The sequence below is a fragment of the Pseudoalteromonas phenolica genome, from assembly GCF_005876835.1.
Lineage (GTDB): Bacteria > Pseudomonadota > Gammaproteobacteria > Enterobacterales > Alteromonadaceae > Pseudoalteromonas > Pseudoalteromonas phenolica_B.
The window spans coordinates 51,429-76,278 of record NZ_PPSW01000014.1; the positions used below are offsets into that span (position 1 = coordinate 51,429).

Sequence of the window (24,850 nt, forward strand, 5' to 3'; positions counted from 1 at the left end):
ATAACTGGACAAAACCATTAAACCGTGCAAATTTCAAACTCATCAGATGACTTGCAATCATTAGCAGTTAGAGCTAGTCTAAAGCTTAGTGGTCAGACCACCATAACAAGGAAAACAATATGACTCTGATTTTTGTATTAATTTTAATCGCGCTACTCAGTGTCGCTAGCTATCACAGAGCTAGTTGGCATAGCTGCGTAGCGGTAGCTGGGGCAACCTTGCTAGTCGGCACTATTGCTGGTGCATTTGGTGCTTTATCTTGGCTTATTTTCTTAGCCATCGTATTGCCTTTGTCACTAAGCAACATTCGTCAACAGTATATCAGTGGCCCGCTTTTCAAAGCATTTAAAAAGGTCACTCCAACTATGTCAGAAACCGAGAAGTCTGCAATCGATGCGGGTACTACTTGGTGGGAAGCAGATTTATTCTGCGGTAACCCAGACTGGCGTAAGCTTCACCAATACCCTAAGCCGCGTTTAACACCTGAAGAACAAGCTTTCTTAGACGGTCCGGTAGAAGAAGTATGTGCCATGCTTGACGATTGGAAAGCAACGCACGAATTAACAGATCTACCAGAAGACGTTTGGCAATATTTAAAAGACAACAAATTCTTCGCGATGATTATCAAGAAGCAATATGGCGGTCTTGAATTTTCAGCTTATGCGCAATCTTGTGTGCTACAAAAGCTAACCAGTAAATCGACTCTTCTATCTTCAATTGTTGGTGTACCAAACTCGTTAGGTCCGGGTGAGTTACTACAGCATTATGGTACGCAAGAGCAAAAAGACCATTACCTTCCTCGCCTTGCCAAAGGTGATGAAATTCCATGCTTCGCATTAACTTCTCCTGAGGCGGGTTCTGATGCCTCTTCAATTCCTGATTTCGGTGTGGTTTGTAAAGGCGAATGGAACGGCGAAGAAACGTTAGGTATTCGTTTAACTTGGAATAAGCGCTATATCACGCTTGCCCCTGTCGCGACTGTATTAGGTCTAGCATTTAAACTACGTGACCCTGATGGTTTATTAGGTGATGACAAAGAACCAGGTATTACCTGTGCGCTAATTCCAACTAACACACCAGGTGTTAAAATTGGTCGACGCCATTTCCCACTTAACGTGCCATTCCAGAATGGTCCAACGCAAGGTGAAGATATCTTCGTGCCTATCGATTACATCATTGGTGGCGCAAAAATGGCTGGTCAAGGTTGGCGCATGCTGGTTGAGTGTTTATCTGTGGGTCGTGTTATCACACTGCCTTCAAACTCTACAGGTGGCATCAAGTCGTTGGCGCTTGCAAGTGGTGCATACAGCCGTATTCGTCGCCAGTTCAAATTACCAATCGGTAAAATGGAAGGTATCGAAGAAGCATTGGCTAAATTAGGTGGTTATGCTTATAGCACTGATGCAGCAGTGACAATGTCGACAGGTGCTGTCGACTTAGGTGAAAAGCCATCTGTTGTTTCAGCTATTCTTAAATACCATTTAACTGAGCAGATGCGCGACTCTACCAAGCATGCGATGGACATCCATGGTGGTAAAGGTATCTGTTTAGGCCCTAACAACTATTTAGGCCGTGGCTACCAAGGCGCCCCAATTGCGATTACCGTTGAAGGTGCAAATATTCTTACTCGTAATATGATCATTTATGGTCAAGGTGCTATTCGCTGTCACCCATTCGTACTTGCTGAGCTAAATGCGGTATCAATGGAAGACAAACGCGAAGCGCTTAACAGCTTTGATAAGTCGCTAATGGGCCATATTGGTTTCACTATTTCGAACCTTGTGCGAACTAAGTGGCTTGCATTAACTGGTGCTCGTTTTACGAAAGTACCTTTCAATGACGAAACAGCTGATTACTACCGTAACGCAGCACGCTTCAGTGCAGCTTTAGCCTTTATGTCTGATATCTGTATGGCAGTATTTGGTGGCTCATTAAAACGTAAAGAGCGTATCTCTGCTCGTTTAGGTGACTTACTAAGTTATTTATACCTAGTATCTGCAACACTAAAACGCTACAACGATGAAGGCCGTCAAATCGAAGACCTTCCGTTTGTACAGTGGAGCTGTCAAGAACACCTATACCTATGTCAACGTGCATTAGCAGATCTGATCAACAATATGCCATTTGCACCACTGCGTTTTGCGCTTAAACTAATGCTATTCCCATTCGGTCGCCCTGTTCGCAAGCCTACCGATAAGCTAGAGCAAAAAGTAGCGCGTTTACTGCAAACGCCGAATAACGCACGTAGCCGTTTAGCTGCTCACATCTACACAACTGATGAGCCGCTAAATCTACTTGGTAAACAAGAGCAAACGCTTAAGGATATCTTAGATATTGAGCCGTTGTTCGATAAGATTTGCCGTGCAAAAGGTCAGAAAATCCCATTCATGCAGTTAGATAAAGTGGCTGCAGATGCACTAGACGCCGGCATAATCTCTAAAGGTGAAGCTGACAAGCTTGCTGCTGTTGAAGCGAAACGTCTTGACGTTATTAACGTTGATGACTTTGACCCTACTGATTTACTTGCAGGCAAAGCTCGCGTAACTGAAACGAACTCAAGCGCAGCATAAGTTTGATACTCAAATGAAAACGCCAGCTAATGCTGGCGTTTTTTATGTAATTCTTAGCTCGCTAGAGTAGCTAGTTATTTAATAAAACTAGTATTAATGACACTTACCAGTTTGGCACGCATTAAAGTTTTTATAATGACTAAAAGCGACTATTAAGCTGCCAAAAATAGTTAACAACTTCTCGCCTTCTGCCGGCATTAAATCGTGTGCAAAAAAAGCAGCAAATAGAAGTACAGCAATACCAAAAGAGCCGTAACCAAATAACTGCCACTGCTTATGCTTTTTACACCCTAAAGTCAGCCCGCCTAAGCTAGTCAGTAAAACCCCCACTAGTAACCATCTATGAAATGACTCATCACTGAAAAACATTGCGCCAACAGCTGGTAAAAGTGCCGTAATTAGAGGTAATAGTAAGCAATGCAGCACACACAGAGCTGAAAAGCTGATCGCAAACTTGTCTAACTTACTGGTTAAGTCTCTCATTTTTATAATGCCTTATTCTATTTTCTAAAAACGATACCTAGCGACTGAGTTTGCACTGGGTATCGCCGTCGATAGTCTGCTTAAAAGACGCCTCTAATACCAAGCGCGATACTTCTGCCAGGTCGAGGGGCTAACTCTTTCAAGAACGAGCTATGTACTCTCGCTTCTGTGTCTGTCAGATTGTGACCTTTTGCGTAGAAAGTAACTTCGTGATCGCCAACTAGTAAATGATAGGCAATAGACGCATCAACCATAGTGTAACCATCTGTTGCTGTTTCAAGGTAGGCAATCTTGTCTTGCTTTTGATAGCGAATAACGTCCAGATTTGCACTGAATTGGCCGGTCTGATAGTTAAATTTGGTACCAAAACGCAGTGGAGGGATCATAGGTAAATCACCGCCTTTGTCTAAACTCGCATTCACATAATCAGTAAAGAACTCTGTCTTTACTTCGCTCGTTACTTGCCAAGCAAACTGTGCTTCGAAGCCATATAGGGTGACATCATCTGTTTTAAACACATACACAGGTAATTCATCAGAATGCTCATCATGACCTTCATGATCGCCGTGGTCGTGGCTATCATGGTCGTGTTCACCATGATCATGATGCTCATGACCACTTGGCGCAAACACTTCTGTTGGTGTCTGGTAATAATAGTTATCAACTTGGTTATAAAACATATTGACTACAACACCAAAATCTCCTTCAAGCTTTCTAAAAGTAAGATCAATGTTGTTCGCCGTTTCTAGTTCCACATCCTGCTTAGTATCAAAATCAAAGTGCACATTTTCTGTTTCGTGCAAATCAAACATTGCACCCACTTCAAAGGTGCGTGTGCCAATGTGAGGCCCAAATGAGAACAGCTCAGCGGCTGAAGGGGCACGTTGAGAGCGAGAAACAGACACGCCTAAGTTATAGCCCGGTGTAAAGTCCCACACTAAGCCAGCTGAAAGGCTAACTGGGTTGAACTCTTGGTCGACTGCGAATACGCGACCTTCCGCGCCGTGGTCATGGTCATGGTCGTGGTCGTGGTCGTGGTCATCATGCACATGAAGCTCAACTTCAGGCAACATGACTTTTGGTGCATCAATAGTTACACGCTCAACTCGTGCACCTAACTGTAATAAAACATCGTCAAAGTGACGCTCTTCCATCCAAGCAAATGCCAAAGTTTCAGTTTCTGATGGCGGTGTAAATGCTTCAGCACCCTGTGCTGAGAAATCACTGCGTTTATAATGAAGACTAAAACCACCTCGCCAGCCATTCATGTCACGATGGAGTGCATCAAACTTTGCTTCAAGAGTTTCGTTTGCGAAAATAGTCCCCACTACTCCATGCTCTATCTCAGCATGCTCATAATCAGTGTAAGCAACACGTGTGTGTAAGCTATCAATAAGACTATCAGTGAATCGCAGCTCACTTAATAACTGAATGCGGTCTTGCTCAAGTTCAGCAAAAACAGGCACTTCTTCATCACCATGGCTGTGACCTGGAATGCCATATTCACGTTCTAATTTACCTACAGATACGCCCACATAGCCATTACCTAAGATATAACTTGCACCTGCTGTTGCGCCCTTAGATTCTTCACCGCTGTTGGCAATCTTATCACTACCATGATCATCTGTTACTGGTACTTTGTAGTCATCAGATTCTCTATAAAAACCATCAAAGTGCACTGCGATATTATCGCTGCCAGTATTAATATTTACTGATGCCAATTTCTGGTTATCTACTGAGTCATGCTCTATTAGCCATTCTCCAGATTGCTCGATTTCTCTTGGGACGCGCTTATCAACAACGTTAACAACTCCACCAATTGCGCCACTACCGTAAAACAAGGTTGCAGGACCTCGAAGTACTTCAATTTGCTCAGCCGTTGATGCTTCTGATGACACTGAGTGATCAGGCCCAACACGAGAAGCATCACTTACATCTAAGCCATTTTGGGTAATCAAAACGCGAGGACCACTTAAACCGCGTATAATTGGAGTACTTGCCACGCCAGCATGAAAATTAGTATGTACACCCACCTCTTTAGCTAAACTGTCACCTAAAGTTGCTGACTGTTGATTACGCAGCGCATCGCCTGATAGAACACTCACAGGTGTTGCTGATTCCATATTTGACGCATGAAATGGACTTGCAACCACATCAATAACTTCAATGGCTGAAGGCGTTAAAGATACTTTTACATCTTTTAAGCCTGACTCAGTTAAATCGTAGCTCGAGTTAAAATGTGCAAAACCAGAAGCAGCTGCATGTAACTCGACTTTTCCAGGCTTAATGCCTGATATAACAAACTCGCCTTTTGAATTGGTTTCAACAGTTTGCAGGCTGCCCATAATAGAGACTTTAGCATTAGCAACTGGTTTATTATTTTTATCTAAAACAGTGCCTGAAACTTGGTTTGCAATTGCAGAAAAAGGAAGTGCTGCTGAGAGTAGCAACATTACGGGAGATAACTTAAACATCAGTGCCTCAAGTAAGAATAGATTTAAATTGATATAATATAACATATCTAAAATACACTATTTCTTACGCTGCTAAAACCCGTTTTAAGAATTATTATTATTTAAAAACAATAAAGGCCCTTTCGGGCCTTCAGTTCAATTGTATTAATTCATACTAAAAAATGACCATTAGCATGATGAAACTTATTGCCAATGAAGCCCAGACCACAGCCATAAATTGCGGTCTATTCTTACAAAAAACCAGCACAAGCGGCGTGATCAATAAGCTCACCCACATACTCACATGCGATGAAAAAAGGCAAAGCATTGGCAAATTAAAGATGCTCGATAACGCAATCAAATACACATACTGAGATCGTTTTATTTGCGAGAACTGATTTAAACTTCTCCAAAATAGCTGATGTTTTCGAACATGCTGGTTCGTTTCTATAAATAAACTTGACCACCATAGCTGGTTTATTAATGCACCACCTAATGCATACCAATGCACAAGATCAGAACGCTCGGTCACTATTATTAAGACCGCCCAAAACACTAGGCCGCTCATAGTAAAGCGCCAAGTAAGTGACCAAATGTTGTCTTTAAAATAGCTCAGCCAAAATGTCCAAGGCGTAATCGTTATCTGATAAGAACAATTAAGCCGTTTTGGTAAATAAAGCGAGAAGAATAGCAATGCATTAAGTGCTAAAAAAAACATCAAGGTTGATTCAAAAAAGAATAAGCCAATAAATGCCAAAGTACTTGCCCAAATAACGGCCGCAGGTCGATACATTAATACAAGGGCAAAACTAAGCTGTGTAAAGGCAAATGCAATATAATGTGGTGCACGACTTAGCTTGTCTGCTCCCATTGATATCATTAAGAACACACTCAAGCCAAACAACAGATGGCACATCATTAAAGCTGAAATATCACTGAGTATTTGCGGAAACTTATTTTTAAGTAATGTGGTATGAAAAGTGCGATGTTTTAGGTCTAAAATCGCAGGTTTTAACACCGTGAGTAATAAGGACTGAAAAATTAAGTATGCCAAACCGACTTGCATACTGACCACTTCACTGCTGCTTTGTACAATTTTACCTAAGCCAAAAAATAAGCCCGCAATAAGTCCTGGTAAAAAAATATAAAACATTGTCATGAGCATAAGCACAAACTGTTGAAGCTGTTTAAATAACTCATTTATGGCAAGACTAAACGCCTGATGACGGTATGAAAAGTAATGCTTCATACCGCTTACTCTGCAAATAAGGGCTGTTTATCAAAGCCTATTTCAACGAAAGGTTCTGGCTCATGACAACTAATTATTAATTGCCCTTGATACTGCTCAATCCATGCAAGTAACGCTTTTACACTATCGGCATCAAGCGCTGCGCTCGGCTCATCTAAAATTAAATAATCACAGTGACGCATCATGGCATTAATTAATTGCAGTTTCTTTTGATTACCCGATGACAGCTCACCCACTTTAGTATCGAGAAACTGATTGAAGTGTAACATCTCACAAAGCGTATCTGGCCATTCACATTGCCAACTAGATTGTGTGAGCGTTAATATTTGTTTCGCTGTTAAAAAGGTAGGAAAAGGGATTTTATCTGAGGCTATAGCAACCTGATTCTGTAATTGCGTAACCTTTTCGCCATCTAATAAAATGTCTCCACTGTAATGTGGGTCGAGGCCAGCAATAATGGTAAATAACGTTGTTTTCCCCAAGCCATTTTCGGCTTCAATACACAGCTTATTTGCATTAAAAGCGCTTGAGTAACTTTGAAAAACGATTTTATTTGCAAAGCTCTTGGTAAGGTTTTTTACTTCAATCACACGGTACTCCTTTTTGAAGTGCATGACTGTAGCATATTTAGGGATAAAGATAAGGGTAGAATAAAAGAAGTATACTGGCAGCCTCTACAGGAATCGAACCTGTAACTACCCCTTAGGAGGGGGTCGTTATATCCATTTAACTAAGAGGCCAAGCCATTGATATTTATCATATATAGCTAATCGCTCAGATACAAGCCTAGAGAACTTGCTAAATTGAATATAAGCGACAAAAATGCGATTTAAATTATCGCGAAGACACTAAAATGTTTTCAGACCTTAGCACATACCAAGGGATCATTTTACTCGATGTCGCGATGACTTTCTTACTTTCAAGCGACATAACACGCGCATTCACTAGCACTCCTTTCTCACGATAAAGCATAGTGCCTGATAGAACGTATTCTGCATCATCAGAGTTAAACCTTGCTTTAGACTTTCGGCTAAACACATAATCACCCATACGAGAAATATGTCCGCTATCCATTAGTTTAGTATCGACAACTTGATAACCAAAACGGTGAAGTTGGTGCATAAATGTTTCAGCAAGTTGATTACCTAACTGATCACTGGTTTGCAATGACCCATCTAAACGTACAAATGAAGCCACAGCGAGTTCTGTCGACATATTCTGTGTTTCACTCAGTAAATCAGATAACTCAATGGCCATCTGCTCCACATAATTGTCAAGTTTTACAAAGTGGTTCATTGGTACATAGTCGGGCTTGGTTTGCTGCATTTCTTCGAGTTCTGGCTCAGGCTGCATTTGAGCAGTCATCTCATCAATGGCCATTGACTGCTCGTTCATCACAACCACTGATTGGCTCATTGTTGGCTGACCCATTAATAAACTACAGCCAGATAGCATAAATGATGCAATTGGCACTGAAAGCAAAGTCAAAGATTTCATAAAGGCCCCCTATCGCGCGCTCGATTTCAGCATAATACCGTCAGTGCGCTCGCTACTACCTAGTGCATCTAATACGGTTTGAGGTATTAAACCTTGCGCTGAACCCACAACAGCTTTACTTTGCAAACCAACCACACGGACGTTAACTAATACACCCCCTTTATGATTGACTAGAGTGCCTGCCATCACATACTGGAAGTTTTGCTCTTCATCTAGCTCTAGATAATCACGACTGAACACGAAATCACCTTTTGGCGTTACGCGCATGTAGCCCGTAGTTTTGAAGTCGATAACAGGAATGCCGTATTGATAAAGTTCATGCATAAAGCTTTCTGAGATCTGGTTACCCAGTAGCGTACCCTCGTCGTACTTATCATCCAAAAATACAAAACTGGCAACAGCCAACGGCGTATTTTGATTTACGTATTTTAAGTTCGACGCTAAGTCTTGCATCATTCCGCGAACATAATGGTTAATATTTTTCTTAGGGCCATTGTGAGCGCCAAACATTTGCTTTTGATCCGGTGCTTCTGCTTGGAAAAACTGATTGGTATTGAGAGGTGACTGAATACTGCGCGTAACTTTACTCGAATGGATAGTTTGCGCATTACTTTCATAACTCTCTTGCATTGCAGCGCAGCCCACAACAGATAATGCTAATAATGATGTTAACAGTGCTTTCATGTTCTGCTCCTAATTAATACTCTGCTCGGTATAGTTTGTCGTTGCGCATTTGTACTTTTTCGTCTGTCCACATGACATTAATCGGCACCTCGGTAAAAGCTGCTGATATCACTTGCCCGTTAAGCACGTTAACCAATCGTGCATTAATCATATTTGCATGCTCTTGTCGTGTGATCGTGCCAAGGATCACGTAGTCAATGTTTTGACGAGATCGAAGGCTATTGAGATCTCGAGTCAGCATATCTTCATGATGTTCACTGACTGTGATTGAATTACTCAGTCTATGCTCAACCATGCTGTAACCCAATTGCGTCATTTGAGTTATCAGACTTTCTTGAATTTGCTGACTCAGACCACTACTTTGCTGAACGGCAGTTTTTTGCCCCAGCTCAGTTGCCATAGTGAAACTCATTACGGCAATGCTGGCATTTCTCAGTCTGCCTGCCTCACCTCGATATAACTGCGAAGCTAAGTTACTGGTGTATTGATGGAGTGAGAAACTAGACATGCCCTTTACCTCCATAGGTAAAGACCCCTCTACTCCTTTGGGGTTAGCAAGTTCTTCTTCTCTTTTAATCTCATTTAATAACTGGCAGCCGCTTAATAACGTGATCAGGGCTAATATACACAGGCGCATGACAACTCCGCATAACTCTTTTCTTTGTAAAAGCAAGAATCACGCCACAACAAACTACAGCCAGTCTCGTTGATTAAGGCCGCCAAACTGTGAAACAAAACAACTCACTTGATATTTTTGCCATTGCGAACATACTGCTTGCGCTTGTTCTTTTGTTGCAAACGCACCAAATTTGAGTCGATAAAATTGTTGCTGACCAATTTGTTTAGGCTCAAGTCTCACTTCTTGTATTTCTTGGTCAGAATTCGCTAGCTTTACTCTCAATGTTTTATACACTTGTTTTGCTTTTTGTCTGCTTTTTACCGATGCAACCTGCACTGAATATTTTGCAGTTGATAAGTTACTGCTCGGTTCCTGAGTCTCAACTGTATCCAAAGCAGGCTGAGCGGAAGCCAATGCATGTTCTTGAACCGGTTTATCTGCCTTAAAGAGAGAAATAACGACCTCTTCTTTTTTGTCTTTAAGTGGCACTTGCGAAATAAGTGTGCTGTTTGGCTTATCCGCAGACTCTTCACTTTTACCTTGCTTGTGTGGGTTATTATCGGCCAAAGTGATGTTTGCTTTATCATTATTTGCAACAAGGCGATTTAAATCACGCACTAACACACCCAAAGTTTGCTCATAGGCGAGTAAGCGGTCTATGCCAGCCTTGTTTTCTTTCCATTGTCGAGCCATTTCTTTTAGTTGCAAATACTCCTGCTGAGTTAAAGTGACTGTTTGACCGTTTGAGCTTGCTTGCTGCTCTTTGGACATTGAAGCACAGCCATTAAGCGTAATTACACACACTAAAAGTAAGAAGCATGCCTTTATTTGTGATTTATTATTGTGTGAACTGAACATATTTAACCTCACAAGGTAACCCTTTACTTACTGCATCAACGCACAGTGCGGTGATTTTATCTTTATCGTCAGAATCATATGAAACAGACAACAGCCATGCACCATCGTTTTGTTTTATAAAGAACGGCGAAACACCCAGAATGTTGCGCCATTTATTTTTCACAAGCTGCCAGTACGCCTTCAAAATATCTAAATTATTGAACTGACCAACGACTGCAACATAACCTGAATAGCGCTGTAAATTTTTGAGCTGAATATTAACGTCAGAAAGAACATCACCACGAGGTGACAATGTCACTTTTGCTTGCGTGTTATACCCTAGCTGCTTTGTGTCTAACTTATGTTCATCAACAAAGATGTCGTACTCTCCTGGCCTAAGATCTGTAAACAAGTAATAGCCATCAAACTCAGATATCGTTTCAGCCACGACTGTTTTATGCTTATCTTTTAATTGAAGCTTAGTGTGTACAATCGGTTTGCCATTCTCATGATATAAAACACCTTCAATTTCACCGGAATAAACGACTGGAATATCTAATGACTCCATTGCCCCAGCCCTTGGTGTAAGAGAGTAACCTTCATCAGCTGGCAACATGAAAGGATCTGAAAAACTGGTTTCGACGACTTCAATATCAGTGCGACGATTTGCCATAACACCAGCTAAAACAGCCACGCCTCGCTCATCTGTTTTTGCTTTTCGATACGACTGTATGGCTCTTACAGTAACATTTTCTAAAGGCGCTTCTGTACTATCAAAAATGCCATTGTCATTTTCATCGAAGAAGACTCTTACAATAATGGTGCCTTTATTTGAGAGTCTTTGCTTAGAACCAAAAAACTGTTCATTCATTTGGTTATAACCAAAGCTAAACCTAGTTGAAAGTTGTAGTTGCCAATCGTCATCACTGTCGTATTGCGCTGACGTGTTTAAAATAAAATCATCAAAAGAGAAGTTAAGCCCAAGTTCGGTACTTTCGAGGCCCGAATCAAGGGCACGCTTAAACCTGAGTTGCCCTCTTAAGGTATTATTAAAGCTGCGGATAAAATCAGCTGAGTAATCACTTACTTTCAGCTCTGGGTAAATATAATAACCAAGGTTAAACCTGACATATGACCTCCTTAAATTAGCTTTAAAGTTTAAGCTCCCAGAGCCATACTCATCTGTACCTTGCCAATACCAGTCAAATTGATTGCCCAAAGCGTATTTTGAAAAGCGATAGTTAAGATCATGACTCAACCGAGATGCGCGTATTCCATTCGTATTTGTCACTTCAAGACTAGTTAAATAGTTTAATCGTGTGCGCTGTTTTTTATAAATATCACCAGCAAGGGTCGCCTTAAGCGTATTCACAGCGACCTCAGAAAAACGTTCTCTGCTTAATGCGAATCTAAGGCGTTGCTCTGATACTAACAACCTAGCTGTGGCTTCACTCAAATAATTTTCAGAGTTACGACCTTGATGTGACAAATTGAACAACATCTTTCCATTAGGTTTATAACTTAACCCTGACGCAAATTCCTGAGTTGCTTTTGCCTCTTCGGTAAATTTTGAAGCCCCGACATAGGCACTTAATTGATGAGAGAAAATATGTTCGAAACGACCTGAGAGCCTGACTTCACCAACATCAAAACCATTTTGTGTATCACTTAAAACACGCTTGCCATCTCTATTGATTGAAATAGCATAGGTGCTTTGCCCTACCTCTTCTACACCCTCACTGAAATAGCGCTCAGTGTATTTTTCAACTTGGCCTTCGGTCCCATACTTAACGACGTCAAAAATATTTTCACCGAACAGGAGTTCAATATTGTCGAAAAAAAATACCCCAGCTTGAATATCGAGTTTTTGATCTATCAAGATGCCATTCTGATACAGCTCTATGTCCCAGCCATCGTCTGCAACTCCATTAATTGACACACGCCCTGAGCTCGTTTTAGCTAGCAGCGGAGCATTCGTTAAGCTCACCCCTTGCGATAAACTACCAATTGCGCGCTCGCCAAATAAAATAGGTTGAATATCACCAAACTTAATTTCACTGGCATTCAAGCCAAAAAGTGCACCTTGTGGAGATTGACGACTAAAGGTAAGCCTTGAGTCTTGAAGTAGATCGCCACTTTCCCCAGATAGGAAGTATTCCGACCGTAAATAAGCTAATTCGTTTGAACCTGTCAGTGCATAGCTTAATAAGTGATCATTATCAGAATATCGATAACGTGTATTTAAATCGAATAAAGGAGTTGATAAGGCTTGGTAACTGCTAACAATCTCTGGAAATAAAGCACCACCTTGCGAAGACGTAGTGTTAATTTGCTGAGCTTGTCTAGCTAGTGCTTGTTCAACAGGAAAATAGCCTTTACCTTGGATTGTTAAAGACTGCTGAACATAGTCTGTGCTTAATTCAAAATCAAACCATGTTTGCAAATGGCGAATATCAACATAAAGTGACCCCCCCTCAAACAACAGTGCGGTCTGCCCAAGCTGTTGCTTTTCACTATTAAACACTAACTGAGATGATTCAGCGTCAAGTAAAAACCGATTATCAGGATCTTTAAACCAGCCTTCAGCTTTATTGTTTGTATAAGATATTGGCAGAGAAAATAAATCTATAAAGCTCTCAAGCTCAACATAATACGCATGCGGGTTTTTAATCGCCGTTAGCTCGCCAATATAGTTTTGGTTTAAATTTGCTGATAAAAACAGCACTTCACCGACAGGGATATGCTCTCCTGATTGGGCGTCTATTTGTTTGTTAGGTTTGGGGTTTTTAGTATCCGATAATGTATTTTGGATGGAGTTCAGTACCCTGATCACTGCACGCACATCAGTCGAGGCCTCAACTGATAAAACAGAAGAAGCCAATAACAATACACTGAGATAATGCAAATAAAAGCGCACGAAAGAGATGATGATTAGTTAATATCTATTTGCTGTTCGAAAAAAACCTCTCCCTGATATTCTTTTTGTCCAGAATACTTCAGCGTAAGCTTGCCAGTACCAGATAAACGATATCCATTAAGGAGCGTCATTGGTAATAAAGCGCGTTCGAGCTCTGAATGGATACTGTAATTTTCAATGATTCCAATTCGCTGTTTTTCAGCTTTTCCGCTAGGTGTAAAAAAAGCCTCAACCCTTCCAAAACTGCTAAATTTACCTTGCTTTGCCATTGAAATTTTAAGTGTATCGTTTTCTTCTGCTCGCTTCAGGTCAAGCCCTGTCAATGAAACAACAGGTGTTTCTCTTTCGACTCGTAAAATGATTGGCAATGAATAGTTTACTTGTATGTCTATATTAATGCCTTTTCCACCCGAAGATGTCTGCTCAAGAGGTAAGGCACTCAATAATAAGTGAGAGCGATATTCTCCCGGCGCGAGTGTTTTAGTACGTCGCACTGACAGTTTAATGATTTGTTTTTGACCTGGTGCTAAGCGTATTTGGCTTGGGCTCATTCTTACCATTGAACTTAAAGATTTATCATGGATACCTTCTAGGTCTCTATAACCCCCCTCAGACAATGCGGCTCTTTCTTGCCAAGATAATCGGTAGCTCTGCACTTTATCTGAGTTATTCACCACAATTAATCGCTCTGCTCTTTGTCTTTCTTCAAAAGCAACTCTCGTGGGTGAAATCAAAATATTTGCACTCGCAGCAAACGAAGATGAAAGGCATGCTAAAAATATAAATAAAGCAGAAAGGTATCTAAACAAGGTGGTAGCCTTAAAATCGAGAAAATTAGTATGAGAGTTCAATACTGACAGAGCCTTGATACTCTCCATCATTATATACAGCTCCGTCCCCGGAGGTTTGTAAAATTGCGCCGATAACCAGCTCAATCTCACCATATGCGTTAGTCTGAACCGTAGGCTTGAATAGTAGTTGGTTAATAGAAAATGATGCCACACTCCCCTTTAACTCATAATTCATATTTGAGCTACTAAAACTAATTAAAGTGTTAGCTGGTAATGCCTCGAAGACAAGTCTTGCAGGATGCCCCCTTTCCATAATATGTATGTCATTGGTTGATGACATAGCACTATTGGTTGGTAGTTTAAGGGTACTCACTCTGTCATTACTTGCGACAACTACAGTGCCAAAATCAAGAGGTTCAAGCACATCAGCGAATACTGAAGTGCTCACTAAAAAAAGTACTAATATACTTCTAATCAATGACTGAACCTAGTTTAATAACTTACTGTAACGCTTACGCTACCTGTATATTCATCATCTATATATTCACCATCGATATCATCCGTCGTCAGAGTAGCGCCCAGATTAAATTCTGCATTTCCAGAACCATCTGTGGTGATTGTGCCTTGGTTCGCTGTTATTGCGATATTTTGGTTGGCGTTTTGCCCCACTGTGGCATAAAGCGTAAATGCGGTGATCTTAAATACTGGAGTTGTACTCGGGCCATTTTGTGCAGCAAGTTCTGCGGGGGTAGTACCCACATCCGGAAGCTCAATCGTTAAAGGCGTGTATTTTGTTGCCTCTGCAATAGAAAGCTGAGCAGGTTGTGCAGACGTTGAATCTAAAATATCCATAATTGCCGGATCAGAACCGCCGGCAGCAGTTGTCGTTAATTGTAAATTCGGGTTTGCAGGTATACTCAACGCAGCCTTAGAAGCTGCCTTTGACACTGCTCTCACCGTACCAAAATCAAACGACTGCTTTACTTCAAGCTTAAATGTATTTTTAACAGTTATTTTTGCTTCAACATTTTGAGTTTGCGAACTCGCCAAAGAAGATATGGTAAAAGTAGATAAGGCTATCCCTAGAGATAAAGTAAGTAGATTTTTTGTCATAACAGTGTCCTTAATAAAAATGCGAGCGCCTTCAAGACATCAACTTTAAATCATTTGATATTTTATTATCCCAAATAATTCTTAACCATCATATAGAATCAAGGTAATTGTTTGAGACACATCAATAGTTTTAAAAATGTACCTTTATTCAAAGCTAATACTTTTGTTTATTATCTACTTTCTTCAACTGTGCACAATACGCCGATGTTATTAATAAGGGCACATAGCTTATTTGCATCATCTCTATTTTTTACAATCTTTAATGACGGCACAAATCTACTTTGTAATCGATGAGTCTGTTCTAATATTGCACTTGATAAAAAAGTATCTAATTTAGGTAAGCGTGCATAAACCTTGGTAAGTTGAGCCTGGGCACTGCTTTCACTGAATACAGGCTGTAAGCTTAGCTTGAACCCATGCGCTTCTTTTGTTTGAGAAGTTTTCAAATGAAGACTTTTATCTATCTTGTGTTGTTCAATTTTTGGTTTAATACGCAAAGAAGCCGGAAGGTTTTGTAAATCACTTTGTTCAGATAACGCAGCAATCAAAACTTTAAGATCTTGTTCCATAGAAACCAAACGCTTTAGTTCTTCTTTGTTGTTCTGAAGCTCTATTAAAAAGGCATCATCAGCAGTCTTTTTATTTGATTGAGTTATTGAAACAGATGAGCTCTGAGGGCTTGTACAAGCAACTAAAACACAAAAAATAACAAGTAACGCAATGTGTTTCAGCATAAAACCTCTTAAGATCAGACAAAAAATTAAATCCCTTGATATTTTACAATGACAAAGCGTCTGATTCTAGAGATCGTGTTAAGCAGAATATAACTTCAACTGCTAAGTCATATTAAGATAGAAATGAAAATGTGCCAACCTAAACTGGGGTATGGCACACTAAATTTCACTTATTCTTTGATTAACTAAAGTAATTAGTTACTCGATCAAAAATACTCACTGCGCCAACCAACATAAATGGTAATGCAACTATAAATTTAACTTTTTTGTTTTTTATCGAAATAATTAAAACCAAAACCACTAAAGCAAATAAAAAAGAATAAACAGTATAGTTCTCCACTCTTAAAACTCATCATATCAGCAGACATTTACAACCCCCTAAAAAGTCAAGCATCATTACTATCAACTTCTTCCAACTTGTAATAAACCCCAATAAAACGGGTAAATATAAAATAAAAAAACAATGAAAATATAGACATAAATACGGTAAGTTCTACTGCTTCAAACCCTCTACTGGCACCGTAAACACCGACTACACCACCAATTATTGACATAATAAAAGGTATGCTCTTCCTATGTATTCTTAGGTAAGTAGAACAACCTCTACATAGAATAACTTCTTGTTTCTTTAACTTATCGATTTTCTTTTGGCTCATTTCAGCGTTACATTTCGGACAATGTATTTTCATATAAAACCCCAAGCCCCTGGTAATAGCATTTAAACACCAATAAAAATCAATTTATCAAAGAGTATAATTCAAATAAAAACATTAACACACAAATAGAGATAGGTAAAAATAAATACATTTTACTCTTAGCATGAATAATAAGCTCATCAATCTCTTTTATACTCTTACATAATAACAACTTTGGATTATCCATTAGAAATAAAGAAAATATACTCCCTGAGAACAGTACTATTGATAGCTTAAAATTAGCTGAATATAGATAAAACCCTAAAAAAAGATTTAAAAATGAAGTAAAGCAAGCGATCCTAACAAGTGTTTTTTGTTTCATATTACAAACTCCTACGAGTGGACTGCTTATTAAAGCAGCCCACTTCTAAATTTACCTAATTATGTGTGTATATATTGCCGAACCAATCCCCCAGCCTACACCAAAAGAAAAACCCAAAGCTCCCCCAATAAACCCTCCTCGGCTGGCCCCAATTGATGACCCAGTTAGCGCTGCGCCTCCAACAGTCCCTAAAGCAGCTCCCCAGTTAAAACCTTTTAGTGCATCTCCACCGCTTACTTGTTCAACTTCTTTCATATTTAATTCACGCATAGTATATACTCCGTATACCCGAGATTTCTGACAGTCTCGGAACAGTTAAGTGCTATCCTTATTTAATAGCGTTTAATTTGGCTAGTTTTAGTTTCACTCCAAGCTGACTAAAACTAGCCTCCCTTCTCCTAGACTCGCTAAAATTTAACGAGCAAAGAAAATCCATTTTTAAAAAATAACTACTTTCCTCAAAAGTCATAAATAACTATAAAGCCAAGAATAAAGTAACATTATAAAAATCTTTTTCTTGAATAATCAAAAGGTAGAATGGTGTAACAAAAACGTCAAACTAGCATTTAAATAAAATCTTAAATAATAGTTATAAAGCCTAAAATAAAAAAGTAAACCTTTGAAATTAATACACTTTAAAACAATATGAAATATTCACAAGATGAGCTTTAAAAATAAAAATTAGACATTTAAGATAAATAAAAAAATTATTTCGTAATTTTTAACAAATAAAAAATACAGATTAATTAAACAAAATCATTATTGTCATTTATTAAAAATAAGCGTTTTAAATTCTAAGGGGTATGTTTCTTTGAAATAGATAATTAAGAAGTTTTGTAGACTTTACTTTGAGGTACTTTCAATGGTTTAAATAATAAAGCTAGGGTATTGTAACCCTAGCTTTATTATTTTAAATAGAAACTGGCGCTTTGATATGCGGGTGCGCTTGGTAATCAACTAACTCGAAGTCATCAAACTTGAAGCCAAAAATGTCTTTCACTTCTGGGTTAATTTTCATTGTCGGTTTAGGGAAAGGCGTACGGCTTAATTGCTCATCAACCTGCTCTAAATGATTAAGATATAAGTGTGCATCACCGAAAGTATGGATAAAGTCACCAACTTCTAGATCACACACCTGAGCAATCATCATGGTTAACAGCGCATAGCTTGCGATGTTAAATGGCACACCTAAGAAAATATCAGCGCTGCGTTGATAAAGCTGACACGATAGCTTGCCGTCTAAAACATAAAATTGGAACAATGTATGACATGGCGGCAGCGCTTGTTTACCCATAGCCGCATTTTCACTTGGTGAGTACTGAGTATCAGGCAATAACGCAGGGTTCCAAGCACTTACTATCAAACGACGTGAATCTGGGTTTGTTTTAATTTGATCTATTAGCTCTTTAATCTGGTCAACTACTTCGCCATTTGGGCCAGTCCACGAACGCCATTGAGCACCATACACAGGGCCAAGCTCGCCTTCTTCCGTTGCCCAACCATCCCAAATACTTACGCCATTATCTTTTAAATATTGGATATTTGTCTCACCATTCAAGAACCAAAGTAACTCATGAATAATTGAACGTAAGTGACATTTTTTTGTGGTGACTAACGGAAAGCCTTCTTGAAGATTAAAACGCATCTGATAGCCAAACACACTGATTGTGCCTGTGCCTGTTCTATCTTCTTTTTTAGTGCCATTCTCTTTGACATGGCGCATTAACTCTAAATATTGTTTCATAGCGTTTTATAACTCTTACTTTTGTGCAACAGGTTGGGTTTTATATGCCCAAATCATAATACCAAGGCCTGCAATGATCATTGGCATTGATAGAATTTGACCTTGTGAAATCAGGCCGCCATATAAACCAATATGGGCATCAGGTTCGCGGAAATATTCGATACAGAATCTGAAGAAGCCATATCCGAATAAGAATAAGCCAGCGACACTGCCCGAAGGACGTGGCTTTTTAGCAAACCAGATGAGCATAATAAATAACACTAGGCCTTCGAAGAAAGCTTCGTATAATTGCGATGGATGACGCGGTAATGGCCCACCAGTTGGGAATACCATCGCCCAAGGTACGTCTGTCGTACGGCCCCATAATTCACCATTGATAAAATTACCAATACGGCCTGCCAATAGTCCAACAGGGACAAGAGGTACAACGAAATCACCAACCGCAAAAGGTGAGCGTTTAGTGCGCCAAGCGAAAATGAAAATGGCGGTGATCACACCTAAGGCACCACCATGGAACGACATGCCCCCTTCCCAAATTTTGAAAAGGTAAAGTGGATTTTCTAATAAATAGGAAAATTGATAGAAAAGCACATAACCAACACGACCACCTAATATCACACCTATCATGCCGTAAAATAATAAGTCATCAACTTCTTCTGTTTTCCAACCTGAGTTTGGTTTTGCCGCTTGACGCTTACCAAACCACATTGCAAACGCAAAGCCGATTAAATACATGAGTCCGTACCAACGGATACTTAAAGGCCCAATCGAAAAAATGATGGGATCAATTTGTGGAAACTCCATAGCCTTTCCTTAATTAACAATCATGTTGGCAGCGATAACCATGAGTAGCGCTGCAAAGATTTTTTTTATTGTTGAAACAGGTAAATATTGCGTCGACTTTGCGCCTATTGGCGCCATAAACCAAGAGGTTGAGACTATGCCTATGAGAGCCGGTAAATAAACAAACCCAGCAAAGCCTTGTGTCAATTCAAAATGCTTACTTCCTGCACTGATATAGCCAAGCGACCCAAATAAAGCGATTACGATACCACAAGCGGATGCACAGCCGATGGCTTTTTTCATATCCATTGAGAAAAACGTCAACAAAGGTACAAGTAACGCCCCCCCTCCGATACCAATCATCGCAGAAAGGCCACCTGTAATACTGGTAAAAAAAGTTAAAATAGGGCCATTTGGTAAGGCTCTCGAAGGCGGTGTCGCTGTTTTCCTGCTGCTGTAGAGCATTTTTAAAGCAATTAGAACCACACAAACAGAGAAAATAATCCTAACTACCGCTTCAGGTAGAAGAGAGGCCATAAAGCCACTCACTAAAGCCCCGAATGCCACACCTGACATGATCCAAGGTGCGACTTGCCACGGTACATTACCATTTTTATGATGAGCTAAAGCCGAAGACGTCGAAGTAAATAGAATAGAAGCCAAAGAGGTAGCGATCGCTGCAATCACTACTTGTTCTGCTGGAAGAACATCGAAATGCAACAAAATAGCGCTTAATACAGGTACTATGATAAGGCCACCACCTATCCCTAATAACCCGGCTAAAAAGCCTACACCACTGCCCAAAATGGCACAGTAGAGGACAAGTAGTAACAAGTCATTCATGAACGCATTCTCTTCTTATAATTTGCGCGCTATTTTACCCGATTTGAAATTGATTAAACACCGGAAATAAACCTGAACAAACAGTTAGTGTTTAGATTGGTAGAGCAGTTCACTAAACTCATTCTCAATCATAAAACTCTTAAGTAAACGGTGAACTTGTTTCGTGGTCGATTGCTTTAAGCACTCACTTAAAAGCGCTTCCATGTCAGCGACTTTTAAACGCCTAAGTACCCACTTAACCTTACTCATCGTCGAAATGTTCATACTTAAACGTCGATAACCCATTGCTATCAATAAAATAGCGCCTTCAGGTTCACCGCCTAACTCACCACATAAGCTAAAAGGCAGTTCGAGATTTTGACATTGTGAGGCAACTTGGTTGAGTACTCGTAATACACTTGGGTGGAATGGGTCAAAAAGATCGGCTACTTGCGCATTATTTCTATCAACCGCCAGTAAGTATTGGGTTAAATCATTACTACCGACCGAGCAAAAGTCGACTTTGTCAGCCCACTCAGGCAGTAAATAAATACTAGAAGGTACTTCAAGCATGACACCGATTTCTGGTTTCTCGATTTGAATAAATTGATCAGCCCACTCTTCTTGCAATTCAAAGTAAGCTTGCTCGAGTAATTTAAGTGCTTCATCTACTTCTTCGGTATGACTCACCATAGGTAACATAATTTTTAAGTTACCTAAACCCGTATTAGCCTTTAACATGGCTTTGAGCTGATCTAACAACAGCTCAGGATGATCTAAAGAAATCCTGATGCCGCGCCAACCCAGAAATGGGTTTTCTTCCGTAAAGTTAAAATAGTCGAGTACTTTATCACCACCAATGTCGAGGGTTCTCATCACCACATTTTCTGGGTGATAGCGAGTTAATACTGCTCTGTACCATTGCTCTTGTTCTGCTTGCGTCGGAAATTGGCCTTTTTGCATAAACCAAGCTTCTGTCCGATATAGACCAACCCCATCACAGTATTTGGCAATTTCTTGCTCAGTCGATAAATCCAAACCTGCATTCACTAACAAGCTAATATGCTCACCATCGAGCGTTACTGCTTCTAAGTGATGCTCTGCTTCAAATTTATCGTGTAGTTTACTCTCTTGAATATGGAGCTGTTTATATTCTTTTTTAAGCGCAGGCGTGGGCGAAATATAAACTCGCCCAGCATAAGCATCTAGAATGATATCTTTGCTTTCAAACTGTAATAACGGAATATCTTCAATACCCCAAACAGCTGGAATACCCATGGCTCTGGTAAGTATAGAAGCGTGTGAATTTGCAGAGCCATTGACACTGATCACCCCTTTTAAGCGCTCTTTTGGCACTTCAGCCAACATGGTCGGGGTCAATGTGTGCGTAATTAAAATAGTATCTTTTGGATAGGATTTAACGGCTTGCTCTGTACTCATGAGGTGTTGCAAAACACGTAACCCTATTTCTTTTACGTCTATTGCCCGCTCTTTTATATAAGGATCAGACATGGCTTTAAATTGGCTAACCAAGCTTTCAATGACATATTTTAGTGCGCTTTTTGCACTCCAGCCTCGCTCAAGCTGCGCTTCGACCTGTCGACCTAAGCTCCGAGCATCTAATAATTGCTGATACACTTCAAAAACCGCGACAGCTTCTTTAGGCATAGAATCACTGAATGTTGAAGCCATAATATGAAAATCTTGCCTTGTCGCAGAAACCGCTTGTGCAAAAAGCTTTTTCTGTTGCTCCACATTATCGCTTTTTTGCATATCTATGCTTTCAAAATCAAGCTTTGGGATCACAACAAATCCGCGCCCTAAAGCAATGCCAGGAGAACCCGACACCCCTTTTAACACTGACGTTTTTTTAGCCGTTGTTTCAACAGATAAGATTGATTTTGCTTCGGTGTTAGCAAGTTGAGATGCTAACTGAGCTGATAAAGTAATTAAAAAAGATTCTTCGTCGTTGCTAAATGAACGCGCTTGCTTTTGCTGTACAACAATAACGCCAATAACTTTTCTTTGATGAACAAGCGGCACTGATAAAAAAGCATTGTAGCCTTCTTCATGTACTTCAGGAGAGAGTTTGAATCTTGGGTGAGACTGCGCGTGGGCAATATTGATAGGCTCTTCGCGTTGTGCAACTAACCCAACCAGGCCTTCTGTAAAACCTATTCTGAAATTGCCAATTGCCTGAGGGTTGAGTCCATCACTGGCCATCAGAATGAAGTTATCTTGGCTGTAATCAGCGAAATAAATAGAGCAGCACTCTGTGGCGAGTGCTTCTTTTACCATGGCGACAAAACGATTAAGTGCATCAGTTAATGTGGGCTGTTGCGCCACCGCTTCAACAATGGCTCGTAATGTCGCAAGCACAATCTTCTCCTTAATTTAACGGCGATGTCGCCAATGATTTTGCTCTTTTGGTGTATGCTCTTTTCGATTAAAAGGCATTGCAAATGGTGCAAACTCTTTCATCACTCGGCGATATACATCACGCTTAAAAGACACCACTTGACGAACCGGGTACCAGTAACTCACCCAACGCCAATCATCAAACTCAGGGTGATGCGTATGTAATAAGTCTACATCTTCATCTTTACAACGGAGTTTCAATAAAAACCATTTTTGTTTTTGACCGATACAAACTGGGCTTGAATCTTTACGGATCAAGCGCTTAGGCAGCTTGTACCTTAACCAATGTTTAGAGCTCGCAACAATCTCAACATCTTCTGGTTTTAACCCAACTTCTTCATGTAACTCTCGGTACATGGTTTGCTCTGGGGTTTCACCATCGTCTACTCCACCTTGTGGAAATTGCCATGAATGTTGTCCATAGCGTCGTGCCCAAAAAACCTGACCTTGATTATTGCAGATCACAATTCCGACATTGGCACGAAATCCTTCGGCATCAATCACCTTAGTGCCTCATTTCTTAAGTCGATATTTTTTGATTGTTCCATAAGTTAATGCCTACAGCAAATATAATTCCAGCTTCCCACCACCTTATCCACAGGTTAACCCTGAAATTGAACAACTTTTAATTTTGATAAATTAAATCCACAAAAATACTGTATAAAACTCACTTTCTCCACAGATTCTGTGGATAACTGTGTTTATATTACTGTATTTATCCAAAGGCATAAAATAAAGCAGCGCTTCAAGGAAAAAAGAAACTTAAAAAAACTTATATATTTCAACCAAGTAGAACAAACCACTGTATAAACAAGCGGTTTTTTATTGAGCAGAAATCAAAAAAAAAACACCTTTTAAACACTGCTCGCTTTTTAAACAAACCTCTAATGAAAGTTAAAAATCAAACCTTTCAGCAAGTTGCAAGCGTTATTTGGTGAGTTTAAAGAAGAGGTTTGGAGGTATATTAGACTAGAAATTTAAAAAACCTTTCTCACAAAATGAGAAAGGTTTTTATATTGAATATTAATTTATGCTTGTAATTCTTTGCGAACAATTTCAGCACCTTTGGCAAGTGCTGCTAATTTACCTCTGGCGACTTCTCTAGCGAGCGGCGCTAAGCCACAATTTGTACTGGGGTAAAGTTTGTCGGCATCGACATAACGTAGCGCTTCACGTAATGTGTTGGCTACTTCTTCTGGTGTCTCAATGGTATTGGTTGCCACATCAATAGCCCCAACCATGACTTTTTTTCCGCGGATCAAAGAAAGCAGTTCTATTGGCACTCGAGAGTTATGGCATTCAAGAGAGATAATATCTAGGTTTGATTGCTGAAGCTTAGGGAATACCTCTTCATATTGACGCCACTCTGAACCCAGAGTTTTCTTCCAATCAGTGTTGGCTTTAATGCCATAGCCATAACAAATATGAACTGCCGTTTCACAGTTTAAGCCTTCAATGGCACGTTCTAGACATTTAATGCCCCATTCATTTACTTCTTCAAAGAAAACATTAAACGCAGGCTCATCAAACTGGATAATATCGACACCAGCCGCTTCTAGTTCTTTGGCCTCTTGGTTAAGGATCACAGCAAATTCCCAAGCCAATTTTTCGCGACTTTTATAATGGTCATCATATAAAGTATCAACCATTGTCATAGGTCCCGGCAATGCCCATTTAATCGGCTTATCTGTTTGCGCACGTAAGAACTTTGCGTCTTCTACAAATACAGGCTTTTGACGTGAAACAGGCCCATAAACCGTCGGCACACTGGCATCATAACGGTCACGGATTTTAACTGTGCGGCGGTTTTCAAAATCAACACCATCAAGATGCTCAATAAAGGTCGTTACAAAGTGTTGCCTTGTTTGCTCACCATCGCTGACAATGTCTAAGCCAGTTTGATACTGTTCTTGTAATGACACACGTAATGCATCGTGTTTGCCATCAATTAATTCTTGTCCTGATAACTTCCATGGTGACCAAAGCACTTCTGGTTGTGCTAACCATGATGGTTTTGGCAAGCTGCCAGCTGTTGATGTCGGTAATAATGTTTTCATTTTACTAATTCTTTTCTAGGGTGATTAAGCACTCGACCTTACCTATGTGTAAGGTCGTTATT

The 24,850-nt window shown here is 40.0% G+C and carries 22 protein-coding genes and 1 tRNA gene; 1 reads left to right on the forward strand and 22 read right to left on the reverse strand.

Annotation, left to right across the window (positions count from 1 at the left end; translation table 11 throughout):
- The first annotated feature begins 119 nt into the window (after nt 1-119).
- Nucleotides 120-2,570 carry an acyl-CoA dehydrogenase FadE gene (gene fadE / locus C1E24_RS09700; RefSeq protein WP_138480932.1) on the forward strand — a complete coding sequence of 817 codons (2,451 nt, stop codon included), beginning with the start codon at nt 120-122 and terminating at the stop codon, nt 2,568-2,570.
- A 93-nt stretch (nt 2,571-2,663) separates the two neighbouring features.
- On the opposite strand, the gene C1E24_RS09705 is transcribed toward fadE, so the two are convergent.
- The 22 genes from C1E24_RS09705 to C1E24_RS09810 all read right to left on the reverse strand — a co-directional run bounded on the left by C1E24_RS09705 (nt 2,664) and on the right by C1E24_RS09810 (nt 24,788).
- Nucleotides 2,664-3,053 carry a MerC domain-containing protein gene (locus C1E24_RS09705; protein WP_138480934.1) on the reverse strand — a complete coding sequence of 130 codons (390 nt, stop codon included), beginning with the start codon at nt 3,051-3,053 and terminating at the stop codon, nt 2,664-2,666.
- A gap of 80 nt (nt 3,054-3,133) precedes the next feature.
- Nucleotides 3,134-5,527 carry a TonB-dependent receptor gene (locus C1E24_RS09710; protein WP_138480935.1) on the reverse strand — a complete coding sequence of 798 codons (2,394 nt, stop codon included), beginning with the start codon at nt 5,525-5,527 and terminating at the stop codon, nt 3,134-3,136.
- 154 nt (nt 5,528-5,681) lie between these two features.
- Complete coding sequence (locus C1E24_RS09715; protein WP_138480937.1) at nt 5,682-6,755, reverse strand: DUF6136 family protein; 1,074 nt, start codon at nt 6,753-6,755, stop codon at nt 5,682-5,684.
- A gap of 5 nt (nt 6,756-6,760) precedes the next feature.
- Entirely contained in the window at nt 6,761-7,345 is a 585-nt protein-coding gene (locus C1E24_RS09720; protein WP_138480938.1) for an ABC transporter ATP-binding protein, read from the reverse strand.
- A 75-nt stretch (nt 7,346-7,420) separates the two neighbouring features.
- A tRNA-Arg gene (locus C1E24_RS09725) sits at nt 7,421-7,495 on the reverse strand.
- Nucleotides 7,496-7,589: 94 nt separating this feature from the next.
- Nucleotides 7,590-8,252, reverse strand: a complete 663-nt coding sequence (locus tag C1E24_RS09730) for a FlgO family outer membrane protein (protein WP_138480940.1) — start codon at nt 8,250-8,252, stop codon at nt 7,590-7,592.
- A 9-nt stretch (nt 8,253-8,261) separates the two neighbouring features.
- The gene (locus C1E24_RS09735; RefSeq protein WP_138480942.1) at nt 8,262-8,936 is read right to left on the reverse strand and encodes a FlgO family outer membrane protein; all 675 of its coding nucleotides are present in this window, start codon (nt 8,934-8,936) and stop codon (nt 8,262-8,264) included.
- Nucleotides 8,937-8,949: 13 nt separating this feature from the next.
- Nucleotides 8,950-9,573: a FlgO family outer membrane protein gene (locus tag C1E24_RS09740; protein WP_138480944.1), complete on the reverse strand. Its 624-nt coding sequence runs from the start codon at nt 9,571-9,573 to the stop codon at nt 8,950-8,952.
- Between the two features lie 54 nt (nt 9,574-9,627).
- On the reverse strand, nt 9,628-10,413 hold the full coding sequence (locus C1E24_RS09745; protein WP_138480946.1) for an SPOR domain-containing protein: 786 nt from the start codon (nt 10,411-10,413) through the stop codon (nt 9,628-9,630).
- Nucleotides 10,394-13,273 carry a carboxypeptidase-like regulatory domain-containing protein gene (locus tag C1E24_RS09750; protein ID WP_138480948.1) on the reverse strand — a complete coding sequence of 960 codons (2,880 nt, stop codon included), beginning with the start codon at nt 13,271-13,273 and terminating at the stop codon, nt 10,394-10,396. The genes C1E24_RS09745 and C1E24_RS09750 overlap by 20 nt, the downstream gene beginning before the upstream one ends.
- Before the next feature lie 50 nt (nt 13,274-13,323).
- Nucleotides 13,324-14,043, reverse strand: coding sequence for a fimbria/pilus periplasmic chaperone (locus C1E24_RS09755; protein WP_171040855.1), 720 nt, complete (start codon nt 14,041-14,043; stop codon nt 13,324-13,326).
- Nucleotides 14,044-14,143: 100 nt separating this feature from the next.
- Nucleotides 14,144-14,578 (reverse strand): DUF4402 domain-containing protein, encoded by a 435-nt coding sequence (locus tag C1E24_RS09760; RefSeq protein ID WP_138480952.1) that lies wholly within the window; start codon nt 14,576-14,578, stop codon nt 14,144-14,146.
- 14 nt (nt 14,579-14,592) lie between these two features.
- Nucleotides 14,593-15,213, reverse strand: coding sequence for a hypothetical protein (locus C1E24_RS09765; RefSeq protein WP_138480954.1), 621 nt, complete (start codon nt 15,211-15,213; stop codon nt 14,593-14,595).
- Between the two features lie 170 nt (nt 15,214-15,383).
- The gene (locus tag C1E24_RS09770; protein ID WP_138480956.1) at nt 15,384-15,947 is read right to left on the reverse strand and encodes a hypothetical protein; all 564 of its coding nucleotides are present in this window, start codon (nt 15,945-15,947) and stop codon (nt 15,384-15,386) included.
- A gap of 386 nt (nt 15,948-16,333) precedes the next feature.
- Complete coding sequence (locus tag C1E24_RS09775; RefSeq protein WP_138480958.1) at nt 16,334-16,636, reverse strand: hypothetical protein; 303 nt, start codon at nt 16,634-16,636, stop codon at nt 16,334-16,336.
- Between the two features lie 379 nt (nt 16,637-17,015).
- Nucleotides 17,016-17,234 (reverse strand): hypothetical protein, encoded by a 219-nt coding sequence (locus tag C1E24_RS09780; protein WP_138480960.1) that lies wholly within the window; start codon nt 17,232-17,234, stop codon nt 17,016-17,018.
- Between the two features lie 640 nt (nt 17,235-17,874).
- A complete protein-coding gene (locus C1E24_RS09785; RefSeq protein ID WP_138480962.1) occupies nt 17,875-18,708 on the reverse strand; it encodes a thymidylate synthase in 834 nt (277 codons plus the stop codon).
- Between the two features lie 15 nt (nt 18,709-18,723).
- A complete protein-coding gene (gene lgt, locus C1E24_RS09790; RefSeq protein ID WP_138480964.1) occupies nt 18,724-19,512 on the reverse strand; it encodes a prolipoprotein diacylglyceryl transferase in 789 nt (262 codons plus the stop codon).
- Nucleotides 19,513-19,521: 9 nt separating this feature from the next.
- Nucleotides 19,522-20,334 carry a sulfite exporter TauE/SafE family protein gene (locus C1E24_RS09795; RefSeq protein ID WP_138480965.1) on the reverse strand — a complete coding sequence of 271 codons (813 nt, stop codon included), beginning with the start codon at nt 20,332-20,334 and terminating at the stop codon, nt 19,522-19,524.
- Between the two features lie 84 nt (nt 20,335-20,418).
- Nucleotides 20,419-22,692, reverse strand: a complete 2,274-nt coding sequence (gene ptsP, locus C1E24_RS09800) for a phosphoenolpyruvate--protein phosphotransferase (protein ID WP_138480967.1) — start codon at nt 22,690-22,692, stop codon at nt 20,419-20,421.
- Nucleotides 22,693-22,707: 15 nt separating this feature from the next.
- Nucleotides 22,708-23,235 (reverse strand): RNA pyrophosphohydrolase, encoded by a 528-nt coding sequence (gene rppH, locus C1E24_RS09805; RefSeq protein ID WP_138480969.1) that lies wholly within the window; start codon nt 23,233-23,235, stop codon nt 22,708-22,710.
- A gap of 524 nt (nt 23,236-23,759) precedes the next feature.
- Nucleotides 23,760-24,788: a methionine synthase gene (locus C1E24_RS09810; protein ID WP_138480971.1), complete on the reverse strand. Its 1,029-nt coding sequence runs from the start codon at nt 24,786-24,788 to the stop codon at nt 23,760-23,762.
- Nucleotides 24,789-24,850 lie beyond the last annotated feature (62 nt).

Bases quoted from the DNA above. Each gene is read 5' to 3' on its own strand.
- fadE (WP_138480932.1), top strand. From the start codon at position 120: ATGACTCTGATTTTTGTATTAATTTTAATCGCGCTACTCAGTGTCGCT.
- C1E24_RS09705 (WP_138480934.1), bottom strand. From the start codon at position 3,053: ATGAGAGACTTAACCAGTAAGTTAGACAAGTTTGCGATCAGCTTTTCA.
- C1E24_RS09710 (WP_138480935.1), bottom strand. From the start codon at position 5,527: ATGTTTAAGTTATCTCCCGTAATGTTGCTACTCTCAGCAGCACTTCCT.
- C1E24_RS09715 (WP_138480937.1), bottom strand. From the start codon at position 6,755: ATGAAGCATTACTTTTCATACCGTCATCAGGCGTTTAGTCTTGCCATA.
- C1E24_RS09730 (WP_138480940.1), bottom strand. From the start codon at position 8,252: ATGAAATCTTTGACTTTGCTTTCAGTGCCAATTGCATCATTTATGCTA.
- C1E24_RS09735 (WP_138480942.1), bottom strand. From the start codon at position 8,936: ATGAAAGCACTGTTAACATCATTATTAGCATTATCTGTTGTGGGCTGC.
- C1E24_RS09740 (WP_138480944.1), bottom strand. From the start codon at position 9,573: ATGCGCCTGTGTATATTAGCCCTGATCACGTTATTAAGCGGCTGCCAG.
- C1E24_RS09745 (WP_138480946.1), bottom strand. From the start codon at position 10,413: ATGTTCAGTTCACACAATAATAAATCACAAATAAAGGCATGCTTCTTA.
- C1E24_RS09765 (WP_138480954.1), bottom strand. From the start codon at position 15,213: ATGACAAAAAATCTACTTACTTTATCTCTAGGGATAGCCTTATCTACT.
- C1E24_RS09770 (WP_138480956.1), bottom strand. From the start codon at position 15,947: ATGCTGAAACACATTGCGTTACTTGTTATTTTTTGTGTTTTAGTTGCT.
- C1E24_RS09775 (WP_138480958.1), bottom strand. From the start codon at position 16,636: ATGAAAATACATTGTCCGAAATGTAACGCTGAAATGAGCCAAAAGAAA.
- C1E24_RS09780 (WP_138480960.1), bottom strand. From the start codon at position 17,234: ATGCGTGAATTAAATATGAAAGAAGTTGAACAAGTAAGCGGTGGAGAT.
- C1E24_RS09785 (WP_138480962.1), bottom strand. From the start codon at position 18,708: ATGAAACAATATTTAGAGTTAATGCGCCATGTCAAAGAGAATGGCACT.
- lgt (WP_138480964.1), bottom strand. From the start codon at position 19,512: ATGGAGTTTCCACAAATTGATCCCATCATTTTTTCGATTGGGCCTTTA.
- C1E24_RS09795 (WP_138480965.1), bottom strand. From the start codon at position 20,334: ATGAATGACTTGTTACTACTTGTCCTCTACTGTGCCATTTTGGGCAGT.
- C1E24_RS09810 (WP_138480971.1), bottom strand. From the start codon at position 24,788: ATGAAAACATTATTACCGACATCAACAGCTGGCAGCTTGCCAAAACCA.